A 20,825-nucleotide genomic window follows, 5' to 3' on the forward strand; every position below is an offset into this window, starting at 1 on the left:
TTAGGCTCTGCTTTATTTACTATTTATCTATATTATATATTGGATAATTGCTTGAAACCATGCATTCCACAGGTTTCCACATACCACTTTCTTGATACTTATAATATGTTATAAAACTCGCTATAATATCATCGCGGTTTGCCCCTGATATATCCTGGTATATTCCTAATTCATTAACTCCATCACTATCTACATCACAAGTTAAAAACCTCGGTCCGTGTCCCACATAAGGATAAATTTTTAAAGATTTATCTGCATCATTAATGTACTTGTCACTACTCAAATCTACTGTGTATCTTTTTTTAGATATATTCGAATATATGTTTAACGAATTACGGTTCAAAAGTGAAAAAGTCAAATCATCTTCCTGCATTGGAAAATACGTTGTCTCATTCATGTTAGTCCCTAAAAATGTTAGCTTCTGGTTTTTAAAGGTTTCTATGTCACATGCCTGCATAAGTGCACTCCCACCATATTCCATAGTAACAATTATATCTTTAACCTTATCACCGTTCATATCACTCAACTCAATTTTGCCTTTAGGTGGAAAATAATCATTATATGCCTTCTTAAATAATATACTGCCAGTTTTAGAATCTTGAATTATGAGTTTACTTACATTATGCTCATCATTTGTTAGTATAACATTTTGGTCACTACCATTTCCGATTACATCTCCAATTTTATAATCAACTATTATACTGTTATAATCTTTGCCAAATTTACTTCCTATATTTAAATTTTCCCCTTTGAAGCTATCTTCTATAGTTGAACTTACAGATGTATTTCCACCAAGTATAAATATCCTATTGTACTTAACAGAATCTATATATCCTTTTTGCTTTTCTGCATCTTCTCCATCAATTAATATTATAGGTGAATTTAATTTAGCAGCCAGAGCACTTCCAGACAATGCATCAGGAAAATTGGTTCCATTTGCTAATACTACTGAATTTGAATCAAGATTAAAATACCGGCATATATTTAGTGATGTCTCATATCTATCATCTCCATATATCCTTACAATATCATCTTGCCCTGTATAATCTAGTATATTTTGCACTTGATTCCTAACTTGATCTGATACTACTGAGTTTCCTCCTATTATATATACTTTAGATGGCTTTATAATTGATAATTCTTGTCCAATTTTATCGGGTAAATTATCTTTGTTACTCATAAGTATAGGATATCCTCTTAAAGCTGCTACGCTGGATATACTAAGTGCATCAGGAAAGTTTTCTTCACTTACTATTATAACAGGAGTACCAGTTTTAACTTGCATTTCATCCACTATACTTATATTTGTATCAAACCTATCTTTCCCCCCTAATCTTATAAAATTATAATTCCCGGTTTTTTTAAGTTGGCTTACATAAGCTGGGCTTACAGATGCCTCTCCACCTAATAAATATATATTTCCACCTTTACTCAAATGATTATAAATGTAGTCTTGTAAATATTTATTATTATCAAAATTACTATTATCAACAAGCAGTATAGGGGCATTAAACTTTTTTGACAGGACACTTCCCGATAATGCATCAGGAAAATTTTCACCATTCGCCAATATAACATTATCAACCATACTGTCATCAAAATTTTCAGCTATGTTAAATGATGTTTCATATCTATTTTGTCCATATATCCTCGTTGTAACATAATACTTATCAGATGCTGAAGCCCTCTGAAAGGGGGTTAGTGACAACACACATATAATTAATATTAATACCTTTAAACTCCTTTTTGTCATATTATAATCCTACTTTCTTTATAAATAATTTATAGTAATGCAATAATTATATCACCTGCAGTCATAATATTTCCATAACATTTTACTATTAAAGGAATATTTTCTTGCAATCAAATTACTGCAGGCAATTTAAAAAGGCTAATAATTAATCATGTTAAACTCTCAAAGCTTCCATGCATAACCGCCTTATAATTATCAACCATAATTCTTCCTTTTGATATTACAGCATATATTTTAAAATTTTTATCGACAAGAAGTATATCAGCATCACAGCCTTCCTTTATATTGCCTTTACCGTGTAATTTTAAACGTTTTGCAGGTGTCGAGGTTAATGGTAGTATCGCCTCTTCTATTGGCATTCCATTGGATATACACATTTTTATAGTTTCCATATCTGTATCTGGCAAACCAGTTTTCAAAGACATTAGCTTGCCATTCTGATCAAATATAGGCAGACTTCCTCCCGCATCTGAACTCATAGTTATATGATCTGGTGAAATTTTCTCTTTTAATAGCGTCTCATAAACCTCTGCAGCATACACTGCTGTATCTCCTTCTGGTTTTATACTCGTCGTTATATCAACATATCCTCCATTTTTTGCATATTCTATAGACTGTTTATATACAAGTGTATTTCTATTTATATGTGTTGGAAGTAAATTTTCATAAGGTATATCTGATCTATCTATAACCTCAAATATTGGTTCAAAACCTCGTTTACCATCTCCGAGATGCATATGAAGTATGCCGCATTTTCCTGAAAGCATTCCACCTACCCTGCATTCACTTGCAAGATGTATCAAATCATCAGCCGACGGATTGCTCCCTCTGTGGTCTGATACTGCAATTTCACCAACACCTATTATCTTATCGACAAATATTATGTCACTTCTTGCATCATCTGTAATAGTCCTTGTTGGTATCTCATAACATCCCGTCCATGAATATGTAGTTAAACCTTCCTCTTCAAGTCCTCTAAGCTTTGCGAGTAAATTCCCCATACTCCTTGTACTTCCATCTGTACCAAGCAAACCAACACAGGTAGTAACTCCATTTAGAGTCATATTTGTAAGAACTAGATCCGGTGTCCTTGTTTTAAATCCACCTTCTCCTCCGCCTCCCGCTACATGCACATGAAGATCTATTATTCCCGGCATCGCAATAAGTCCATCTGCATCTATTACATCTATATCTCCATACAATTTATCCTTAGTAATGATATTATTTGAAATATAAGCTATCTTATCAAAGGATATAAGTATATCTTTTCTGCCAATATGAGCCGGAGAATATATTTCCGCATTCTTTATCAAAATCAAAGCTATCGCCTCTCTCTAAATAAATTTATTAATCTCATATAGTTTTTGTAAAAATACACTCTTTTATTCTTTAATTAAGACACATATCCATTTAATCCTCTTATTGAAATTTCTCCAGATACAATTTTTTCAACATTTCCATCCTCCATTTTAACAATTAGTTCTCCACCTTTATCCAAACCTAAAACTTCTCCAATTCTTTCATGTTTTGCATTTATTATTCTAACCTTTTTACCAATAAGTATTGAACTTTTCATACAAACATCCAATGCCTCACTTATATCACCATTTAATATAAACTTACTATACATTTTTTCAAAGTTATTCAGCACACATGCTACTAAATCTTTTCTGACAATCTCCTTATTTGTTTCTATTAATAAAGAAGTCGCCTTACTACGAATTTCCTCCGGGAACTCATAATAAGAAATATTTGCATTTATGCCTATTCCCATAACAACATAATTTATTTTATTTAATTCACCGCTCATTTCAGTTAATACTCCGCATAACTTTTTATTATTCAATATTATATCATTAGGCCATTTTATATATGTATCTATTTTTAATGACTTAAATGCAAGCACAAGTGCTGCCGCCCCTATTTGAGTTATTTTAGGCACCTCTGCAGGTTCAAGTTCAGGTCTTAAAATTACAGACATAAATATTCCCTTATATTTGGGTAGACACGTCCAGGTTCTCCCAAGTCTTCCTCTTCCCATCGTCTGCTCCTCACTTATTACAAGTGTACCATCAGAGGCTCCATTTAATGCAAGCTCCTTAGCTTTTGTATTAGTTGAATCTATGCTATCAAAATAAACTATATTTCTGCCAATGAACCCAGTATTCAATTTAGGATCTATTTCTTCTTTATTAAGTATATCTGGACATACTTTCAGTTTATATCCTTTCCTTGATACAGATTCAATTAAGTAACCTTCAGATTTTAAAATATTTATATATTTCCAAACTGCTGCACGCGTAACTCCAAGTTTTTCACTTATAAACTGTCCTGATATGAAACCATCACCATTCTTTTTTAAAAGATGAAGAATTTTATCCTTCATAATCATCACTCCTAACTTCGTAAATATATTATACTATATAGTAGTAAATTAAAGTTATATAATTATATAATAGTAAAAAAACTGTTAAAAGAACTTATTGGTTATTTGTAAATTACTTAAAAAGCATTATAATAAACCTATAAATAAATGTGAATAATTATTAATGCTAAGTTCATATACTTATATACATTGATACAGAAATTTAATGATTATTAGGGGGTTTTCGTATGTTAAATGGTAAGAAAATTCGTGATATGAGGCTGAGTCTCGGCTATACAACCTTAGATATTCAAAATCTCACGAAAAATCCAAAATATGGAACTTCAATTTCTAAATCCTATTTAGAAGAACTTGAAAGGGGAGAAAAGAAAAATCCCAGCTTCAATAAAGTAGTAGTTTTAGCAGAAGTGCTGAGATGTACAGTGGATGAACTTATATTAAGTGCGTAAACTAATAAATTATTAACATATAGTTTGAAACTACAGACTTTAATTCTGTAGTTTCTTAATTTTATATATATTCAAATTTGACTTGGAGGAATTTTGATGATAAAAATAGATAATAAAACAATTTTCATAAAAAAGGGCAACATAACAGATGAAATTTCAGATGCTATAGTAAATCCTGCAAATGGCACATTACAGCATGGAGGTGGTGCTGCACTCTCAATAGTTAAAGCTGGCGGCTTTAAGATTCAAGATGACAGCAATAAACTAATCTCAAAGCTTGGTATACTTTCCACATCAAAGGCTGTAATAACATATGCCTATAAATTGCCATGTAAATTCATAATACATACTGTTGGTCCACATATGGGAGAAGGAAATGAAGACTATAAGCTTAATCTTGCAATAATAAATACACTTAATCTCGCAAATATATATAATTTAAAGTCACTGTCAATACCAGCTATAAGTTCAGGTATATTTGGATTTCCAAAAAAAAGATGTGCACATATACTTATTAAAAATTCTATTGAATTTTTAAAAAATAAAGATACGACCTTAGAGAATATAATAATGTGCAATAATGATTCTGAAACTTATAATATATTTCTAGAAGAAGAAAGAAATTTCATTTTAAAAAAAGAGGTGATATAAATGCATGAAACAATAATGGTTGTAGATGATGAAGAAAGAATGAGAAATCTTATAAAGATATATTTAAAAAAAGAGGGCTTTAACATAATTGAAGCGGATAATGGTAAAACAGCTTTAGAACTAATCAAAAAGAATTCCATACATCTTTTAATATTAGATGTAATGATGCCAATAATGGATGGTTGGGATAGTTGCAAGGAAATACGAAAATTTTCAAATGTTCCCATTATAATGTTAACCGCTAAGGCTGAAGATGAAGACCAACTTCTAGGTTTTGAACTTGGAATAGACGATTACATAACTAAACCTTTTAGTCCCAAAATATTAGTTGCAAAGGTAAATGCATTAATAAGAAGAATTTATTCAGATAAATCAAATGATGATTATACAAATAACAGTTATGATGGCCTATATATAAATGAAGAATACCATGAGGTTAAAATAAATGGAGAAGATATATATTTATCTCCTAAGGAATTTGAACTTTTAAGTTATTTTATAAAAAATAAAGATATAGTTCTAAGCAGAGAAAAAATATTAAACACAATATGGGGTATTGATTACGAAGGAGATTCCAGAACCGTTGACACACACATAAAACGTTTAAGGGAGAAATTATCAGAAAAAGCCTATCTTATAACTACTGTAAGAGGCGCTGGTTATAAATTTACACTAAAGGGATTGGATTAATTATATGAATATAATATCTAAAATAAAAAAAAGTGTAACACGGCAGCTATTTACGATTACATTTTTAGTATTCATAATATTTATAACGTGTACAACAGCTATTCAATCTATATTCTTTGGTCGTTTTTACATTGATAAGAAAAAAAGTGATTTAGAACAAACAATGATAAAGTTTAAAACAAATTATGATAAAACAGATGATCCTGATAAAATCAAAGAAATTATGTCTAGTATTGAAGATTCTCATAATGTTAAATTAGCTATACTGGATAAATATGGAAAGTTAAAATTTATAGTAAGCTATGATAATGAAAAATTGGATGAAAGTAGAATAAGAGCAATAAATTCAGCAATTAAAAGTTCTAACATTGACCCTACAATGACAAGTAAAACTATTAATAATGGAAAACCGTTAGTTTTTATATCTGATAAGCCAAAAGACCCCATTAAAGACATTATAAGTGTTGATTTTGATAAAAAAAAGGGGGAAATACTGTTTGCCATATCATCTCTTCAGCCTGTTAATGAAGCTTCATCTGTAATAAAGGAATTCTACATTTACTTTCTTATAATCGCTATATTTGTAATTTTGATACTTTCGTTATTTTACTCACATGCAATCACAAAACCACTTGTAATTTTAAATAAATCTGCTTTAAAAATGGCAGATCTTGATTTTTCACAAAAATCCAATATTAAAAGAGATGATGAAATTGGCAGTTTATCGAACACTTTAAATTTTTTATCAGAGAATTTATTTAAATCTCTTAATTCTTTAAGATCAGCAAACTTAAAATTGGAAAAGGATATAGAAAAGGAAAGAGAACTTGAAAAAATGAGAAAAGAATTTGTGGCAGCGGCTTCACATGAATTAAAAACTCCAATAAGTTTAATAGAGGGTTATGCTGAAGCCATAAAAGATGGTGTATTCTCTGATTCAAAAGAACACGATTATTATCTTGATGTTATAATAGATGAGTCAAAAATAATGGGTAACTTAGTGTATGATATGCTTCAAATATCTCAACTAGAATCAGGAAGATTAATTTTAAATAAGGAGAATTTCTACCTTGATAAAATGCTTGATGACATAATCAGCAAATTTTCAACATTAATAAATCAAAAGAATATAGAGCTTCATGCGAAGATTGATAAAAGTGTAAAAATAAATGCTGATTGGAATAAGATAGAACAGGTCATAAATAATTTTCTCACGAATGCAATTAGATATACAAATAAAAATGAAATCATAAATATATACTTAAAATATGATAACCCATATTTTACATTTTCAATAGAGAATAGCAGTAATCCAATGTCAGATGAACAATTAAGCAAAATATGGGATAGATTTTACAAAGTAGATAAATCCGGAAATAGAAAACTTGGCGGTACAGGACTTGGACTTACTATAGTAAAAAATATTCTCATTCTGCACAAATTTGATTTTGGTGTTAGAAATACAGCTTTAGGAATTGAATTTTACTTTTCAAATGCTCCTTCAAACTCAGATATTTTATAAATGTAACATATGTTACATACCTATGATGATTATTTTAATATAATATACTCATAAATTAATTATTAGGAGGAATACTTATGAAAAGAAAAATTGTTAATATAAATAGTGAAAAATGCAATGGCTGTGGATTATGTGTAAATGCATGTCATGAAGGTGCCATCAAGCTAAAGGATGGCAAAGCCTACCTGATTTCAGATGAATATTGTGACGGACTTGGCGACTGTCTTCCTGAGTGTCCTACTGGTGCTATTTCAATCATGGAAAGGGAAAGCAAACCTTATGATGAAAAATTAGTAAAGAAAACTCTCTTAAATAAAACAAAATTACAGGAAAAAGAAAAGCTGCCATGTGGATGTCCTGGAACTGCTGCAAAGAAAATATCGAGGAAACCTGTTGAGGCTTTAAATACTAAAGATGAAAAAAGCTATGATGTACAATCAGAACTTATGCAGTGGCCCGTTCAGCTAAAACTCGTTAGCTCTGGTGCCCCATATTTTAAAAATGCTGATCTACTTATAGCAGCAGATTGTACAGCATATGCATATGCTGGCTTTCATAAAGAATTTATAAAGAACCATATAACAGTAATAGGCTGTCCTAAATTGGATGACATTGAATATTACAAAGAAAAAATAAAAGAGATATTATCGCGAAATGAAATCAAAAGTATAACTGTAGTTAGAATGGAAGTTCCCTGCTGCTCAGGAATTGTAAACGCAGTAAAGGCTGCAATGCTCGATTCTAAAACTATAGTTCCTTATAAAGAAGTAATAATTGGAACAGAGGGTTCAATACTATAAAATAAATACAAGCTTTTTACCTCACAAAATAATTTGTGAGGTAAAAAGCTTAAACAAAGCAGTCTTATAATTTTTGGGCAATCTTATTTAGGTCCTCTGCCATCTTTGTTATCTCTTCAATACTTGCCGTTACTTCTTCAGTTGCAGCTGCTTGTTCCTGACTGGATGACAGCGAACTCTGGCTTTTTTTACTGGATTCATCTATTTTTGATTTAATATTGTCCGTAAGTTCTTTTATCTTTGGAACCGTTCCCTTTGACTGATCTGATAAGTTTCTTATCTCCTGTGCAACAACTCCAAAACCTTTTCCAACTTCTCCTGCCCTAGCTGCTTCAATAGCAGCATTTAAACCAAGCATTTTCGTTTCATCAGCTATATCTTTTATAAATGATGATACTTCATTTATTTCTTCCGACAATCCTATTACCTGTTTTATCTCATTATTTAAGTTTTGTTCATTTAAATGTATCTCCGATGCTGATGCGGCAAGTTCCTGAATTGCAGATGATATCCCGGATATTCCCTGCGAAAGATCACCCGACAGCTCACGTAAATTAACTGCTGCTTCTCTAGGTGTTATTATGCTAAATGTACCTACAACTTCATCTTCATCAAATAATGGATTACACTCCACCATAACAGGAACTCCATATTTAGATGTATCAAATTCCTGCGACATTCCCTTCTTCGTTCTTATAACCTCTTTTGAAATTGATTTATCCGGTATCTTATCACCAACATTTATACTAGATACATTAAACTTTTCTGAACCTTGGGTTACTAATACTTCTTTCAGTCCTGTCACATACATAAAAACTCCCTCTTGAAATGCCCTTGAAAGAATTGGAGCAAAATCTCCAAATGAACTTAGAATTACATGTTTCCACAGAAACACCATAGAAAAAGATACATTAGCAGCACCATTGTCATCTACAATCGGAATCGATGTTATAGTAAATCTAATGCCATATACAGAACGTGGTACCTTCCGGGTAATAGTTTTATTCTTCTTTTGAGCAAGCACTGTTGTACTATCCTGACCTAACTTTTGCCCTTCGTAGAATATTTTACTAGTAATGTCTTTGGATGATACAACCCATGTAAGCACATCACCTTCAGCTATTGCAAAGATTACACCGGGCATAATATCAGCTTGTACTGATGCAAGCTCTTTTAATATATCTATTGATTTTATAGAAATCATATAATCACTCCTCAGTCATAATATTTCTATCAATATTATCGTATTAATTGTTATTATATTTAACAATTTAATGAGATATTTAACAAAAACTCCACATAAATTAATGTAAAAAATGACTGAACCCATAGCTTTTGAATTCAGTCATTTTTTATACTACTGCAATTTACTAATTATAAGTTCCCTTGCAAGTTTAGGATTAGCCTTTCCCTTACTAGCTTTCATTACCTGTCCAACCAAATATCCGGCAGCCTGTGTTTTTCCAGCCTTATAGTCTTCTACCGATTTAGGATTTTCGCCTAATACTTTTTGGATAATTTCATCTAAAACATCCGATGAACTTATCTGAGTAAGTCCTTTTTCCTTTACAATATCTTCCGGGTCTTTACCGCTTTCAAACATATCATCAAATACTTCTTTCGCAGCCGTAGCACTTATCTTTCCTTCTGAAACTATTTTAATAAGCTTATATAATTTTTCTGGTTCAAGGTTCATTGAACTTGAATCCATTTCTTTTTCCTTTAATATTCTTAGTACATCTACTAAAATCCAGTTAGCAGTCGTTTTTGGATCTGCACCACATTTAACTGTAGCTTCAAAAAACTCTCCAAGCCTTTTATCATCAATAAGTATATCTACTTCCTTATTTCCAAGCTTATAATCTCTAATAAATCTTGCTTTCTTAGCTTTAGGAAGTTCCGGTATACTCTCTTCTATCTTCTCTATTTGATTATCTCTAATTATTATAGGAGCCAAATCTGGATCTGGAAAATATCTGTAGTCATTTGCATCTTCTTTACTTCTCATTGCCACAGTTTTACCTTTTCCAGCATCCCATCTTCTAGTTTCCTGTTTTATTTTAAATTCTTCTCCAAAGTTATAGAGTTCTCTCTGGCGTTTCTCCTCTTTTTCGAGAGCTTTTTGAAGTTCTCTAAACGAACTTATATTTTTTATTTCAACCTTACAGTTAAGCTTATCACTGCCAACTTCTCTCATAGATATATTAGCATCACATCTAAGTGAACCCTGTTCCATTCTGCAGTCTGAAATTCCACCATATTGCAGCATTGATCTAAGTGTTTTCATAAATGTTACAGCTTCTTTAGGTGACCTAAGATCAGGTTCTGTAACTATTTCCGCAAGTGGCACCCCTACACGATTGTAGTCTATAAGTGACACTGGTTCATCTGCAAGATGGACTAATTTTCCTGCATCCTCTTCAATATGTATTCTGTTTAGACTAACCTTTCTTTTAACACCATCAAGTTCGAATTCTAATGATCCGCCACTGCATATTGGCAGATCAAATTGAGATATCTGATATGCTTTTGGAAGATCCGGATAAAAATAATTCTTTCTATCCATTTTATTCACCTTATTTATCTTGCATCCTAAAATTTTTCCTGCCTTTATGGCAAGTTTTATAACTTCTTTATTTAAAACTGGAAGTGTTCCAGGCAAACCCATACATACAGGACATGTATGGGCATTTGGTTCTGCACCAAATTCCGTGGAACAATTACAGAATATCTTTGTCTTTGTATTTAACTCTGCATGTATTTCTAATCCTATTATAGTCTCGTAACTTTTCATAATTTATTTCTCCTTTCCATCCTCTTTTATTTGAGTTTCTATTTAATTGCCAAAGTATCTATTTTCAATTCCTTCTCAAGCGCTGATGCAAGTTTGAATATTTTGCTTTCTCCAAAATGCGGTCCTATAATCTGTATTCCTATCGGAAGTTTATCCTGACTAAAACCACAAGGTATAGAAATTGATGGTACTCCTGCCAAATTTATATTAACGGTGTATATATCTGCAAGATACATCTCTAGAGGATTATCCTTTTTTTCTCCCTTTAAGAATGGAAGTACAGGGGAAGTAGGACTTAATATTAGATCATATTCTTCAAAAGTCTCTTTAAATTGTTCTCTTATTTTTTTTCTAAGCTTTTGTGCTCTATTATAATATGCATCATAGTATCCAGATGAAAGTGCATAAGTTCCAAGCATTATTCTTCTTTTTACCTCGGATCCAAAGCTTTCTGTTCTTGACATTTCCATAAGTTCATCTACACTTTCATAGTCCTTAGTTCTATATCCATATCTTATACCATCATATCTCGCAAGATTCGAACTTGCCTCTGCAGAAGATATTATATAATATGAAGAAAGTCCTTCTTCCGTTATAGGCAGTGATATATAGCTAACTTCTGCTCCCATATTCTTAAGTTTTTCTATAACATTTTTTAATGTTTCCTCTATTTCTTTATTTAATCCCTTTCCAAAGAACTCTTTTGGAACCCCTATTTTCATACCTTTAATATCACCATTTAAACAAGTTAAATAATCAATGTCTGGTATTTTCTTTGAGCTTGTGCTGTCCATTTTATCATGGCCGGATATTACATTAAGCATAAGAGCACAATCCTCTACTGTTTTTCCAAAAGGTCCTATCTGATCAAGAGATGACGCAAAGGCTATAAGTCCAAATCTTGAAACTAAACCATAAGTAGGTTTTAACCCGACAACTCCACAAAAAGATGCTGGCTGACGTATTGATCCACCCGTATCGGAGCCAAGCGATACGGGTGCAATGCCAGATGCAACTACAGCGGCTGATCCACCTGAAGAACCACCTGGAACCCTATCTAAATCCCATGGATTTTTAGTCACCATAAATGCTGAATTCTCAGTAGAAGATCCCATTGCAAATTCATCCATATTTGTCTTTCCAATTATAACAGCATCTTCATCCTTCAATTTTTTGATTACTGTTGCATCATAAGGAGGAATAAAATCATAAAGCATCTTAGATGCACATGTAGTTCTAATTCCATCTGTACATATATTATCTTTTATAGCTATAGGAACCCCTGCAAGTTTCCCTAATTTTTCACCGTTTTCTACTTTTACATCTACTTCTCTAGCTTTTTTAATTGCCTCTTCTTCACATAAAGTTATATATCCATTGACTTTGGGATCAACTTTTTTTATTTTTTTAAAAATCTCTTTAACAATTTCTTCTGAAGTAAACTTCTTTTCTTCTATACCCTTTTTTATTTCATAAGCCGTCATAGACTGTACTTTCATTTCCAAAACCTCCTTTTTATCCTAAAAGCTACTCAATAATTTTAGGAACTTCAATATAAGTTTCTCTCCTGCTCTTTATATTAGAAAATAATTTTTCTTTATCATTAAATACCTTTACTTTATCTTCTCTTACCACTGATTCTAAGTCATCATCATACTTATTCAAATTAACATCATTTAAATCAAACTTATCTATAGTCTTAAAATATCCCAAAATAGCTTCAAACTCCTTTGCCATTTTCTGAGCTTCTTCATCTTTAAATTTTAGCTTTGCAAGTTTAGCTATATACTTAACTTCATTTACACTTACCATACTTATCCTCCTAACATAGATCAATTTATAAATAATATACGAATTTCCCGTAAACTATAATTACTAAATTAAGGTTCTATTCTCTTCATATCTCTAGGGAATGTAGAGGCCTCTCTTACATTTTGAAGATTCAATATTTTTATTGTTATTCTTTCAAGTCCTATAGCAAATCCACCGTGTGGAGGCATTCCATATCTAAAACTTTCAAGATAGAAGCCATAATCATCTGGATTAAATCCAAATTTCTTTATATTTTCTCTTAACATTTCATAATCGTTAATTCTCTGTCCTCCAGTTGTTATTTCAAGTCCTTTAAATATCAAATCGAAACTCCTGGTATTTCCTTTTCCGTCAGGCATGGTATACATAGGTCTTTTAGCTATTGGATATTCTGTTAAGAATACAAAATCAGTATCATAAGTTTCTTTTACATATTTTGAAATAAGCACTTCACCTTCAGCATCTATATTTCCAACTGGTGATCTCTTCCCATACTTATCAAGCAAAATTTTATGAGCCTCTGCAAGTGGTATTCTTGGTATTTTAACTTCATCTGCAAGATCTACATCATACATTTCAAGTTCCTTTTTACAAGTTTTCTTAAGATGTGAAAATAAATAGTTTATGAACCCTTCTTCTAAATCCATTATATCATTTTCATCTTTTATAAAGCCCATTTCTGCGTCTAAACTTACATATTCATTTAAATGTCTCCATGTATTATGAAGTTCTGCCCTATATGCATGACCTATCTCAAATACTTTTTCAAATCCGGCACCCACCATCATTTGTTTATAGAACTGAGGACTTTGTGCTAAAAATGCTCTGTGATCAAAGTAATTTACAGTAAATAATTCGGAACCACCCTCTGTACCTGATGCTATTATTTTAGGTGTATATATCTCTGAGAAGTGATTTTCCTTCAAATAATTTCTAAAAGCTGTTGTTATCTCCTCTTGAACCTTAAATACTGCATTTACTCTTGGTGCCCTCAAACTTATATATCTGTAATCAAGCTCAGTTTCAAGATGTGCTGAATTTTTGTATTCATTGACTGGAATAGGAAGCATATCATAATAAGTTTTTCCTAAAATCTTAATACTTTTAACTTTAATTTCAATTCCGCCAATTGCTTTTTTATTTTCAACTTTAGTTCCAACAGCTTCGATAGTCATCTCAAGTCTTAATCCCTTTAGCTCATCCTTGCAAACAACAAGCTGTATTATTCCTGTTTTATCTCTCAATTGTACAAATCCAAAATCTTTAAATTCCGTTATTTTGTGTACCCATCCCTTTAATAAAACCTCATCCTCTTTAAATCCTTTAACGTCTTCTACATACATTCTTTTCATTTAGATTTACCTCCTACTAAAATATTTTTAAAATAAAAAACGCCCCTATATCATTTCTGACATAGGGACGAATACAATCTCGTGGTGCCACCCAAATTAACTCAAAACCCAATTTAGAATATAAAAAAGTCCCTATACCATTCTCTGGTACAGGGACGGAAAATTCCGCGCTACCACCCTAAATTAGCTTTTAAAGCTCTCTCAAATCGGTACAAATAAAACAAAATACCTATCCATTTTAACGTATGGAAATCGTCTAAGCCTACTCTTTTAATAAAATTTCGATTAGCCGCTTCAGGGCGTTCTTCAATACAATAATCATATCTGGTTTACACCATACCAGACTCTCTATAAATCTTAACTGTATTTACTCTCCCTTTCATCACTATTTTTAATTAATAATTATGAATTCATTATAGATATCATATAATCAAAAGTCAATAGTTAATTGTAAAAAAATTAATAAGTTTTTCTAATATATTCATCTATCCTAGCTATTGCTTCCTGTAAGTTTTCATCCGAATTAGCAAATACCAAACGTAAATAACCTTCACCCATCTTGCCAAATGCAGAACCTGGTACTACTACTACTCTAGCTCCCCGCACAAGTTCTTCTGCAAATTCCTGTGAACCTTTACCAAAAGATTTTATATTAGGGAATGCATAAAAGCTTCCAGGAGATTTTTTACAAGTTATGCCTGGAATATTATTTAATCCATCTATTAAAATATCACGGCGGCGTGCATAATCTGCGATCATATTCTTGACTGCATCCTGAGATCCATTCAAAGCCTCTATTCCTGCTTTTTGTATAAAGGTTGGTACACAAGAAACCATTCCCTCCTGCAATTTAGGCATATTTGATATTATATTTTTATCCGCAACTATATATCCAAGTCTCCAACCTGTCATTGCATATGATTTAGAAAAACTGTTAATTACAATAACTCTGTTACGAACTCCCGGGATTTCGGCCATACTGAAACTATTGCAATCATCATAAACAATTTTGTCATATACCTCATCAGAGTATACCAGTAAATCATATTTTTCAGCAATTTTAGCTATTGCTTCTATATCTGATTTATTCAATACCGAACCAAGAGGATTACTAGGAGAATTAAGTACAATTGCTTTTGTTTTTGGTGTTATTGCCTTTTCAATATCTTCAGCCCTTATTTTAAAATCGTTTTCTTCATAAATCGGAACGGGCACAGGTTTTCCTCCAGCCATCATTACTTGTCCTTCATAGTTTGGGAAACCAGGGTCTGGAATTATAACTTCATCTCCGGAATTTATAGTAGTAAACAAACTCAATGTAAGTGCTTCTAATCCACCTACCGTTATCATTACATTTTCAAAAGTATAATCTTTTGAATACTTTTTATAATAGTTAGCTACTGCCTGACGTAGTTCATCCATCCCGGCATTGGGAGAATAATGAGTATACCCTTCATCAACAGCTTTTTTAACCGCTTCTTTAATATTAACAGGCGTATCAAAATTTGGTTCTCCAAGGGTAAGTTTTATTACATCATCATATTGTTCAGCCAGATCAAACATTTTTCTAATTCCCGATGCAGGGTAATTTATAGCTAATTCAGATAAATGTTCCATATAAAAGCCTCCTTATAAAATATAGTTTCTTGATATTATAAAATATGGCAACACAGTTTAAAATTTTTGTCGTAAAGCCTTTAATATTTCATTCACTATTTTCTCAAATGATACAGGTAAATAATTTACCGAGTCACTAGTAACAATAACCAGTGGGCCGTCAAACTCCGGACGGGTGGCACAGCCCACTGGACAGCTATTTAGCAAAAGTAAAATATCATATTTATTTTTTTCCCAGCAGACAAATTTCATATCTCTGGAAGAATTTTTTAACTGTTCTAATAAAAAGGCTGTATTTATATGCGGATTACAATTACCACAAAATTTTACTCCTACTCTTTTAATCAACCTTTTTATCTTCTTTTTCCTCTGTCCCAATTCCCGCAATATTCAATGCACATAGCTTCTTATGCTCCAAATTAGATAATTTAGAATACATAACTTTTTGGGCCTGCGGTGAGCCTGCACCGTGCATGCTTTCCACTAGTGCCGTTCCCCCGGTCATATTTTCTATTAATCTTGCAATTTTCATACGATCTTCTGCAGGAACAGAAGATACCCCTTTTAGATACTTTCTTATATATTTTCCAATCTCAGGATCATTAAGATCAGACTCAGATGGCATTGTAGCTACAATACCTCCTGCTATATCCTGAGCAAGTCTGTCAATATCATATATTAACTTTGTTACATTATGCTTACTAACATTTGCAAGCAATGGGTCTACAAAATATGCACCAGAAGCAGTAGGCTTTCCTTCGGCAGAACAAGCTATAGAACATGCATAAAGTGTTTCAGCCATGTGAATCATTTCATTAATTTTTTCCTTAATATGACCAGCTTTGCTATATCCGCTGTAATCGGCCATAACTGCAGATGCACCTATTACAACATCAGACACTCCACCTTTACAGCCTCCGTAATTTTGACGATGATAACAAGCAAATCTTTCAACTAAAGCTCCCGAAAATTCAGTTTCTCCACACATAAATACGCTATTCCAGGGGACAAAAACATCTTCAAGTACAGTAAGACATTCACCACCAACAATACCATATTTTGCATTACCCTGATCTATATCGCCTTCACATTTTCTGTCATCATTTGTCTGTCTTCCGAAAATATGAATGATACCTGGCGCATCTACCGGAACAGCACAGCATACTGCATAGTCCTTATCTTCTTTTTTCATTCCCATAGTAGGCATGATTAACATTTCATGAGAATTGACCATACCTGTCATATGCGCTTTAGCTCCTCTAATTATTATACCTTTGTCATCTTTGCTTACAACATGGACAAAAAGATCTGGATCTGCCTGTTGTGACGGACGTAAACTACGATCTCCTTTAGGATCCGTCATTGCACCTGCAACCATTATATCAGTATCTTGTACATGAAGAAGAAATTCTTTGAAACGTTCATGATAATTAGTCCCCAACTTTTTATCCATTTCATAAGTTACAGAATACGTTGCATTCATAGCATCGAAGCCAACACATCTTTGATAACAGGTACCTGTCTTCTGTGAAATCATTCTTAACATTTTTACTTTTTTAACTAAATCATCCACACTTTGATGAATGTGAGTAAAACGGTTAATCTTTTTACCAGTCAAATGTGAAGTCACTGTCATTAAATCCTCATACATCGGATCATTTGCAAGATCATAAGTTAATGCCGCTGCATTAACATGTCCACGTATAAATGGATGGTCAATTACCTCATTACTTTTTAATAACTTTCCTTTAATATAAACTTTAATATTACGTTTTCTTAAACTATCTTTATATTCCTGTCCAGTCATCATTTTAATCACTCCTTTTTAGCTACTTTATCCAATTTGTCCTGATTTTTTGCCATTTTGCATCACGCTGCTCTGTGATAATTTCAATGTCCTCTTCAGTTAAATGCGAAAAACGTCCCTGTTTTTTTAAATAATCTTTTACAGGAGTAAATTTCTCCGGATTTTTATTAACAGTAAATTCACCATTTTCATATTCTGCTAAAAACCACAAACCGCAGTCAACAGCATCTTTAGCTAAATCAATTGTTACATCAGATGGAGTTCCCCAACCAGTTGGACATGGAGTAAAAATATGAATATATGAAGTTTCAGTACAATTCTTTGCTCTCTCCAATTTGCTTAAAAGGTCTTCCGGATAACCCACACTTGCTGTTGCAGCATATGCAATATCGTGGGCCGCCATTATCTCAAACATATTTTTCTTTGTGGTCATGCAGCCATGAATATTTTTACCTACAGGGGTATTTGTAGTCTTAGATCCATAAGGAGTAAGTCCACTTTTTTGAACACCTGTATTCATATATGCCTCATTATCATAGCAGATGTAAGTTATTTTTTCCTTTCGGTCAACAACTCCCGATAAAGACTGCAGTCCTATATCTGCAGTTCCACCATCTCCAGCAAATCCAATCACATTATAGTCTTTAAGTCCAAGAGCCTTGGCACCAGCTAGTATGCCAGACATAACTGACCCGGTTGCCGCAAAAGGAGGAATTATAGCATTACAAAAGAATGGGAAATTAGGATATATAAAACCAACAGTTGACATACAATTAGGCGGTACTGCAGCAAAGGTTCTTTTTCCAAAAATCTTTAGAGCTAATCGTATTGCCAAACTTGCTCCACAGCCACCACAAGCTTTATGACCATAAAAATATTCCTCATTAGTTAAACTTTTTGCATTAACAGCCATAATTTTCACACCTCAACTTTATAAATTCTACATTATCTGTTTTATTTTTATTGCTTTTTTGAAGAAGTTTTTCAAATATCTCTTTTATGTCGCCCTTCGAAATATCACGTCCTCCAAGTCCACCAATAAAGTTATAAGTTTTAGGTACCTTGTCAAGAGTCGTTAGAGATGAATTCAAATCTGAAAAAACTGCTCCCTCATAACCAAAACTAATATCTTTTTCAAGCACTCCTACTGCTTTTGCATTACGCAGTATATCGACTACTTCTTTTTTTGGAAATGGTCTTATACATCGCAATTTAAGCAGTCCAACTTTCTGGCCATTCTTGTTCATCTCATCTACCACAATTCTTGCAGTTCCAGTGACACTTCCCAAAGTAACCAGGATAACATCTGCACCATCACATTTGTAATCTTCAACCAATCCACCATATGAACGTCCAAATTTTTTTTCAAATTCGGCATCAGTACATCTTATCTTTTCAATCGCACTCAGCATTGCACAATTTTGTTGATAGCGGAATTCTGTATTCCAATCTGGTCCTGCCGTAAAACATGTGCTCTTAGGATTATCAATATCCATTTTATTAACATAATCCTGATAAGGTATAAAACTATCTACATCAATTTGTTCCGGAATATCAACAAGTTCATAAGTATGAGTTAATACAAATCCATCAAGATTTATCATAACCGGAGTCATTACTTCAGGATCTTCTGCTATACGGTATGCTTGAATAACTGTATCCAAAGCCTCCTGGGCATCCTCGACATAAAATTGAATCCACCCGGACTCAAGCTGGGAAAGAGAATCTCTCTGATCTCCATATATATTCCAGGGAGTTGCCGTAGATCTATTAGCATTCATCATGACAATCGGCAAACGGGATCCACTAGCATAATGAAGACACTCACACATATAGAGAAGTCCTTGAGAAGATGTAGCTGTAAAAGTTCTGGCACCAACTGAACTTGCTCCTATACATGATGACATTGCACTGTGTTCTGATTCAACATATAGATACTCGGAATTCAAGGATCCATCTTCCACAAAATCAGATAATCTTTCAACAACAATTGTTTGGGGTGTGATTGGATATGCTGAAATAACCTGTGGTTTAGCTAATTTAGCTCCAACAGCAACTGCCTCATCACCAGATATAAATTGTTTATTACTCATATTTTGCCTCCTCTTCCATACTTACTGCATTTAATTTACATACCTTTGCGCAGATACCACAACCCTTGCAGTAATCATAATCAATTTCTAAAACATCTCCCGATTTATCTATTGCACCATCAGGGCAAAGCATAAAACATCTTAAGCATTTTACACATTTATCATTGTCTATTACAGCACGAAAAGTTCTCATTCCAGAGCTTACTTCTGTTAAATGTCCTGAATAGGATGAAGGTCCTAATGGATATTCACTTATTTTTTTAGGTGGATTAAATGTTTCCACTTTTGGTTTATTCAATTTACGCTTCCTCCTTTACAGAATTATATGCCTCAAGCAATACCTTTTTATTTTTTTCTCTTATAGCCGGTGACAACCCAGAATCAATTGACTCATATGCGGCATCTAAATTTGTAAGTCCAGATGCTGCTATAAGTGCACCAAGCATAGGAACATTCGTTATAGGTCTCTTTAAAGTTTTTAAGGATAATTCAGTAGCATCAATAGTTATCACCTTAAATCCATGCCCGGCAAATTCTGAAGGATTTTTTTTAGAGTTTATAACTAATATTCCATTATTTTTTAAACCTTTTATAACCGATGGGCCATATAATGTTTCATCTAAAACTACTACATAATCACATTTCTCAACTTGACTCCTGTCAGAAATTTTATTGTCACTAATTCTTGTAAATGCTAAAACAGGAGCTCCCCTCCTCTCGGGTCCGAAAGATGGAAATGCCTGAGCATATTTACCATCGTGAATTGATACAGCATGTCCCAGCAGTCTTGCAGCAGTAAATGCTCCTTGTCCTCCTCTTCCATGCCAGCGAATTTCAATCATAAAATATCCCCTTTCTTATGTCATGTATATCAAAAAAACATCTCTTATAAATAAGACACAACATTTATATTTAATTCCGTTATACAGAATTTATAATTCCATATTAACATAAGTGACATATTTTTTCCATACCTTTTATACTTTTTATTTAATATTTTTGAATATATACATAAATATAAATATTAAATAAAAAGCATAGATATATACCAATGATATGATAACTATCTATGCTTATTATGTTATATAAAAATTCAATA

Annotated in this window: 20 protein-coding genes and 1 other annotated feature; of the genes, 5 read left to right on the forward strand and 15 right to left on the reverse strand. The window is 32.5% G+C overall.

Annotated elements, in window-relative coordinates; all coding sequences use genetic code 11:
- Window positions 1-19: 19 nt before the first annotated feature.
- The 3 genes from D4Z93_RS08210 to D4Z93_RS08220 all read right to left on the reverse strand — a co-directional run bounded on the left by D4Z93_RS08210 (window position 20) and on the right by D4Z93_RS08220 (window position 4,139).
- Window positions 20-1,753 carry a cell wall-binding repeat-containing protein gene (locus D4Z93_RS08210; protein ID WP_119972361.1) on the reverse strand — a complete coding sequence of 578 codons (1,734 nt, stop codon included), beginning with the start codon at window positions 1,751-1,753 and terminating at the stop codon, window positions 20-22.
- A 149-nt stretch (window positions 1,754-1,902) separates the two neighbouring features.
- The gene (gene iadA / locus D4Z93_RS08215) at window positions 1,903-3,072 is read right to left on the reverse strand and encodes a beta-aspartyl-peptidase (protein WP_119972362.1); all 1,170 of its coding nucleotides are present in this window, start codon (window positions 3,070-3,072) and stop codon (window positions 1,903-1,905) included.
- Between the two features lie 74 nt (window positions 3,073-3,146).
- Window positions 3,147-4,139: a biotin--[acetyl-CoA-carboxylase] ligase gene (locus D4Z93_RS08220; protein ID WP_119972363.1), complete on the reverse strand. Its 993-nt coding sequence runs from the start codon at window positions 4,137-4,139 to the stop codon at window positions 3,147-3,149.
- Between the two features lie 227 nt (window positions 4,140-4,366).
- On the opposite strand from D4Z93_RS08220, the gene D4Z93_RS08225 reads away from it, so the two are divergent.
- The 5 genes from D4Z93_RS08225 to D4Z93_RS08245 all read left to right on the forward strand — a co-directional run bounded on the left by D4Z93_RS08225 (window position 4,367) and on the right by D4Z93_RS08245 (window position 8,251).
- Window positions 4,367-4,588: a helix-turn-helix domain-containing protein gene (locus tag D4Z93_RS08225; RefSeq protein WP_119972364.1), complete on the forward strand. Its 222-nt coding sequence runs from the start codon at window positions 4,367-4,369 to the stop codon at window positions 4,586-4,588.
- Window positions 4,589-4,684: 96 nt separating this feature from the next.
- The gene (locus tag D4Z93_RS08230) at window positions 4,685-5,239 is read left to right on the forward strand and encodes a macro domain-containing protein (RefSeq protein WP_119972366.1); all 555 of its coding nucleotides are present in this window, start codon (window positions 4,685-4,687) and stop codon (window positions 5,237-5,239) included.
- On the forward strand, window positions 5,240-5,929 hold the full coding sequence (locus tag D4Z93_RS08235) for a response regulator transcription factor (protein WP_119972368.1): 690 nt from the start codon (window positions 5,240-5,242) through the stop codon (window positions 5,927-5,929).
- 4 nt (window positions 5,930-5,933) lie between these two features.
- Window positions 5,934-7,451, forward strand: coding sequence for a sensor histidine kinase (locus D4Z93_RS08240; RefSeq protein WP_119972369.1), 1,518 nt, complete (start codon window positions 5,934-5,936; stop codon window positions 7,449-7,451).
- Window positions 7,452-7,528: 77 nt separating this feature from the next.
- Complete coding sequence (locus D4Z93_RS08245) at window positions 7,529-8,251, forward strand: ATP-binding protein (protein WP_119972371.1); 723 nt, start codon at window positions 7,529-7,531, stop codon at window positions 8,249-8,251.
- A 64-nt stretch (window positions 8,252-8,315) separates the two neighbouring features.
- Here D4Z93_RS08245 and D4Z93_RS08250 read toward each other — a convergent pair whose 3' ends face one another.
- The 12 genes from D4Z93_RS08250 to D4Z93_RS08305 form a co-directional block, all read right to left on the reverse strand.
- Window positions 8,316-9,455 (reverse strand): methyl-accepting chemotaxis protein, encoded by a 1,140-nt coding sequence (locus tag D4Z93_RS08250; protein ID WP_119972373.1) that lies wholly within the window; start codon window positions 9,453-9,455, stop codon window positions 8,316-8,318.
- Window positions 9,456-9,608: 153 nt separating this feature from the next.
- On the reverse strand, window positions 9,609-11,045 hold the full coding sequence (gene gatB, locus D4Z93_RS08255) for an Asp-tRNA(Asn)/Glu-tRNA(Gln) amidotransferase subunit GatB (RefSeq protein ID WP_119972376.1): 1,437 nt from the start codon (window positions 11,043-11,045) through the stop codon (window positions 9,609-9,611).
- Between the two features lie 38 nt (window positions 11,046-11,083).
- Window positions 11,084-12,544 carry an Asp-tRNA(Asn)/Glu-tRNA(Gln) amidotransferase subunit GatA gene (gene gatA, locus D4Z93_RS08260; protein WP_119972378.1) on the reverse strand — a complete coding sequence of 487 codons (1,461 nt, stop codon included), beginning with the start codon at window positions 12,542-12,544 and terminating at the stop codon, window positions 11,084-11,086.
- Window positions 12,545-12,572: 28 nt separating this feature from the next.
- Window positions 12,573-12,857, reverse strand: coding sequence for an Asp-tRNA(Asn)/Glu-tRNA(Gln) amidotransferase subunit GatC (gatC, locus tag D4Z93_RS08265; protein ID WP_119972381.1), 285 nt, complete (start codon window positions 12,855-12,857; stop codon window positions 12,573-12,575).
- A 68-nt stretch (window positions 12,858-12,925) separates the two neighbouring features.
- Window positions 12,926-14,209, reverse strand: a complete 1,284-nt coding sequence (aspS, locus tag D4Z93_RS08270; RefSeq protein WP_119972383.1) for an aspartate--tRNA(Asn) ligase — start codon at window positions 14,207-14,209, stop codon at window positions 12,926-12,928.
- Window positions 14,210-14,357: 148 nt separating this feature from the next.
- Window positions 14,358-14,601: a binding site (T-box leader), on the reverse strand.
- Window positions 14,602-14,668: 67 nt separating this feature from the next.
- Window positions 14,669-15,826, reverse strand: a complete 1,158-nt coding sequence (locus tag D4Z93_RS08275; RefSeq protein WP_119972385.1) for a pyridoxal phosphate-dependent aminotransferase — start codon at window positions 15,824-15,826, stop codon at window positions 14,669-14,671.
- A 57-nt stretch (window positions 15,827-15,883) separates the two neighbouring features.
- Window positions 15,884-16,174 carry a hypothetical protein gene (locus D4Z93_RS08280; RefSeq protein WP_119972388.1) on the reverse strand — a complete coding sequence of 97 codons (291 nt, stop codon included), beginning with the start codon at window positions 16,172-16,174 and terminating at the stop codon, window positions 15,884-15,886.
- Window positions 16,167-17,636, reverse strand: coding sequence for a 4-hydroxyphenylacetate 3-hydroxylase family protein (locus tag D4Z93_RS08285; protein WP_119972391.1), 1,470 nt, complete (start codon window positions 17,634-17,636; stop codon window positions 16,167-16,169). The genes D4Z93_RS08280 and D4Z93_RS08285 overlap by 8 nt, the downstream gene beginning before the upstream one ends.
- 19 nt (window positions 17,637-17,655) lie before the next feature.
- The gene (locus tag D4Z93_RS08290; RefSeq protein ID WP_119972393.1) at window positions 17,656-18,546 is read right to left on the reverse strand and encodes a thiamine pyrophosphate-dependent enzyme; all 891 of its coding nucleotides are present in this window, start codon (window positions 18,544-18,546) and stop codon (window positions 17,656-17,658) included.
- A complete protein-coding gene (locus tag D4Z93_RS08295) occupies window positions 18,536-19,726 on the reverse strand; it encodes a transketolase C-terminal domain-containing protein (RefSeq protein ID WP_119972396.1) in 1,191 nt (396 codons plus the stop codon). The genes D4Z93_RS08290 and D4Z93_RS08295 overlap by 11 nt, the downstream gene beginning before the upstream one ends.
- A complete protein-coding gene (locus D4Z93_RS08300) occupies window positions 19,719-20,024 on the reverse strand; it encodes a 4Fe-4S binding protein (protein ID WP_119972399.1) in 306 nt (101 codons plus the stop codon). Before D4Z93_RS08300 ends, D4Z93_RS08295 begins: the two co-directional genes overlap by 8 nt.
- A gap of 1 nt (window position 20,025) precedes the next feature.
- Window positions 20,026-20,568: a 2-oxoacid:acceptor oxidoreductase family protein gene (locus tag D4Z93_RS08305; protein WP_119972402.1), complete on the reverse strand. Its 543-nt coding sequence runs from the start codon at window positions 20,566-20,568 to the stop codon at window positions 20,026-20,028.
- Between the last annotated feature and the right edge of the window lie 257 nt (window positions 20,569-20,825).

The organism is Clostridium fermenticellae, from assembly GCF_003600355.1.
Classification (GTDB): Bacteria; Bacillota; Clostridia; order Clostridiales; family Clostridiaceae; genus Clostridium_AV; species Clostridium_AV fermenticellae.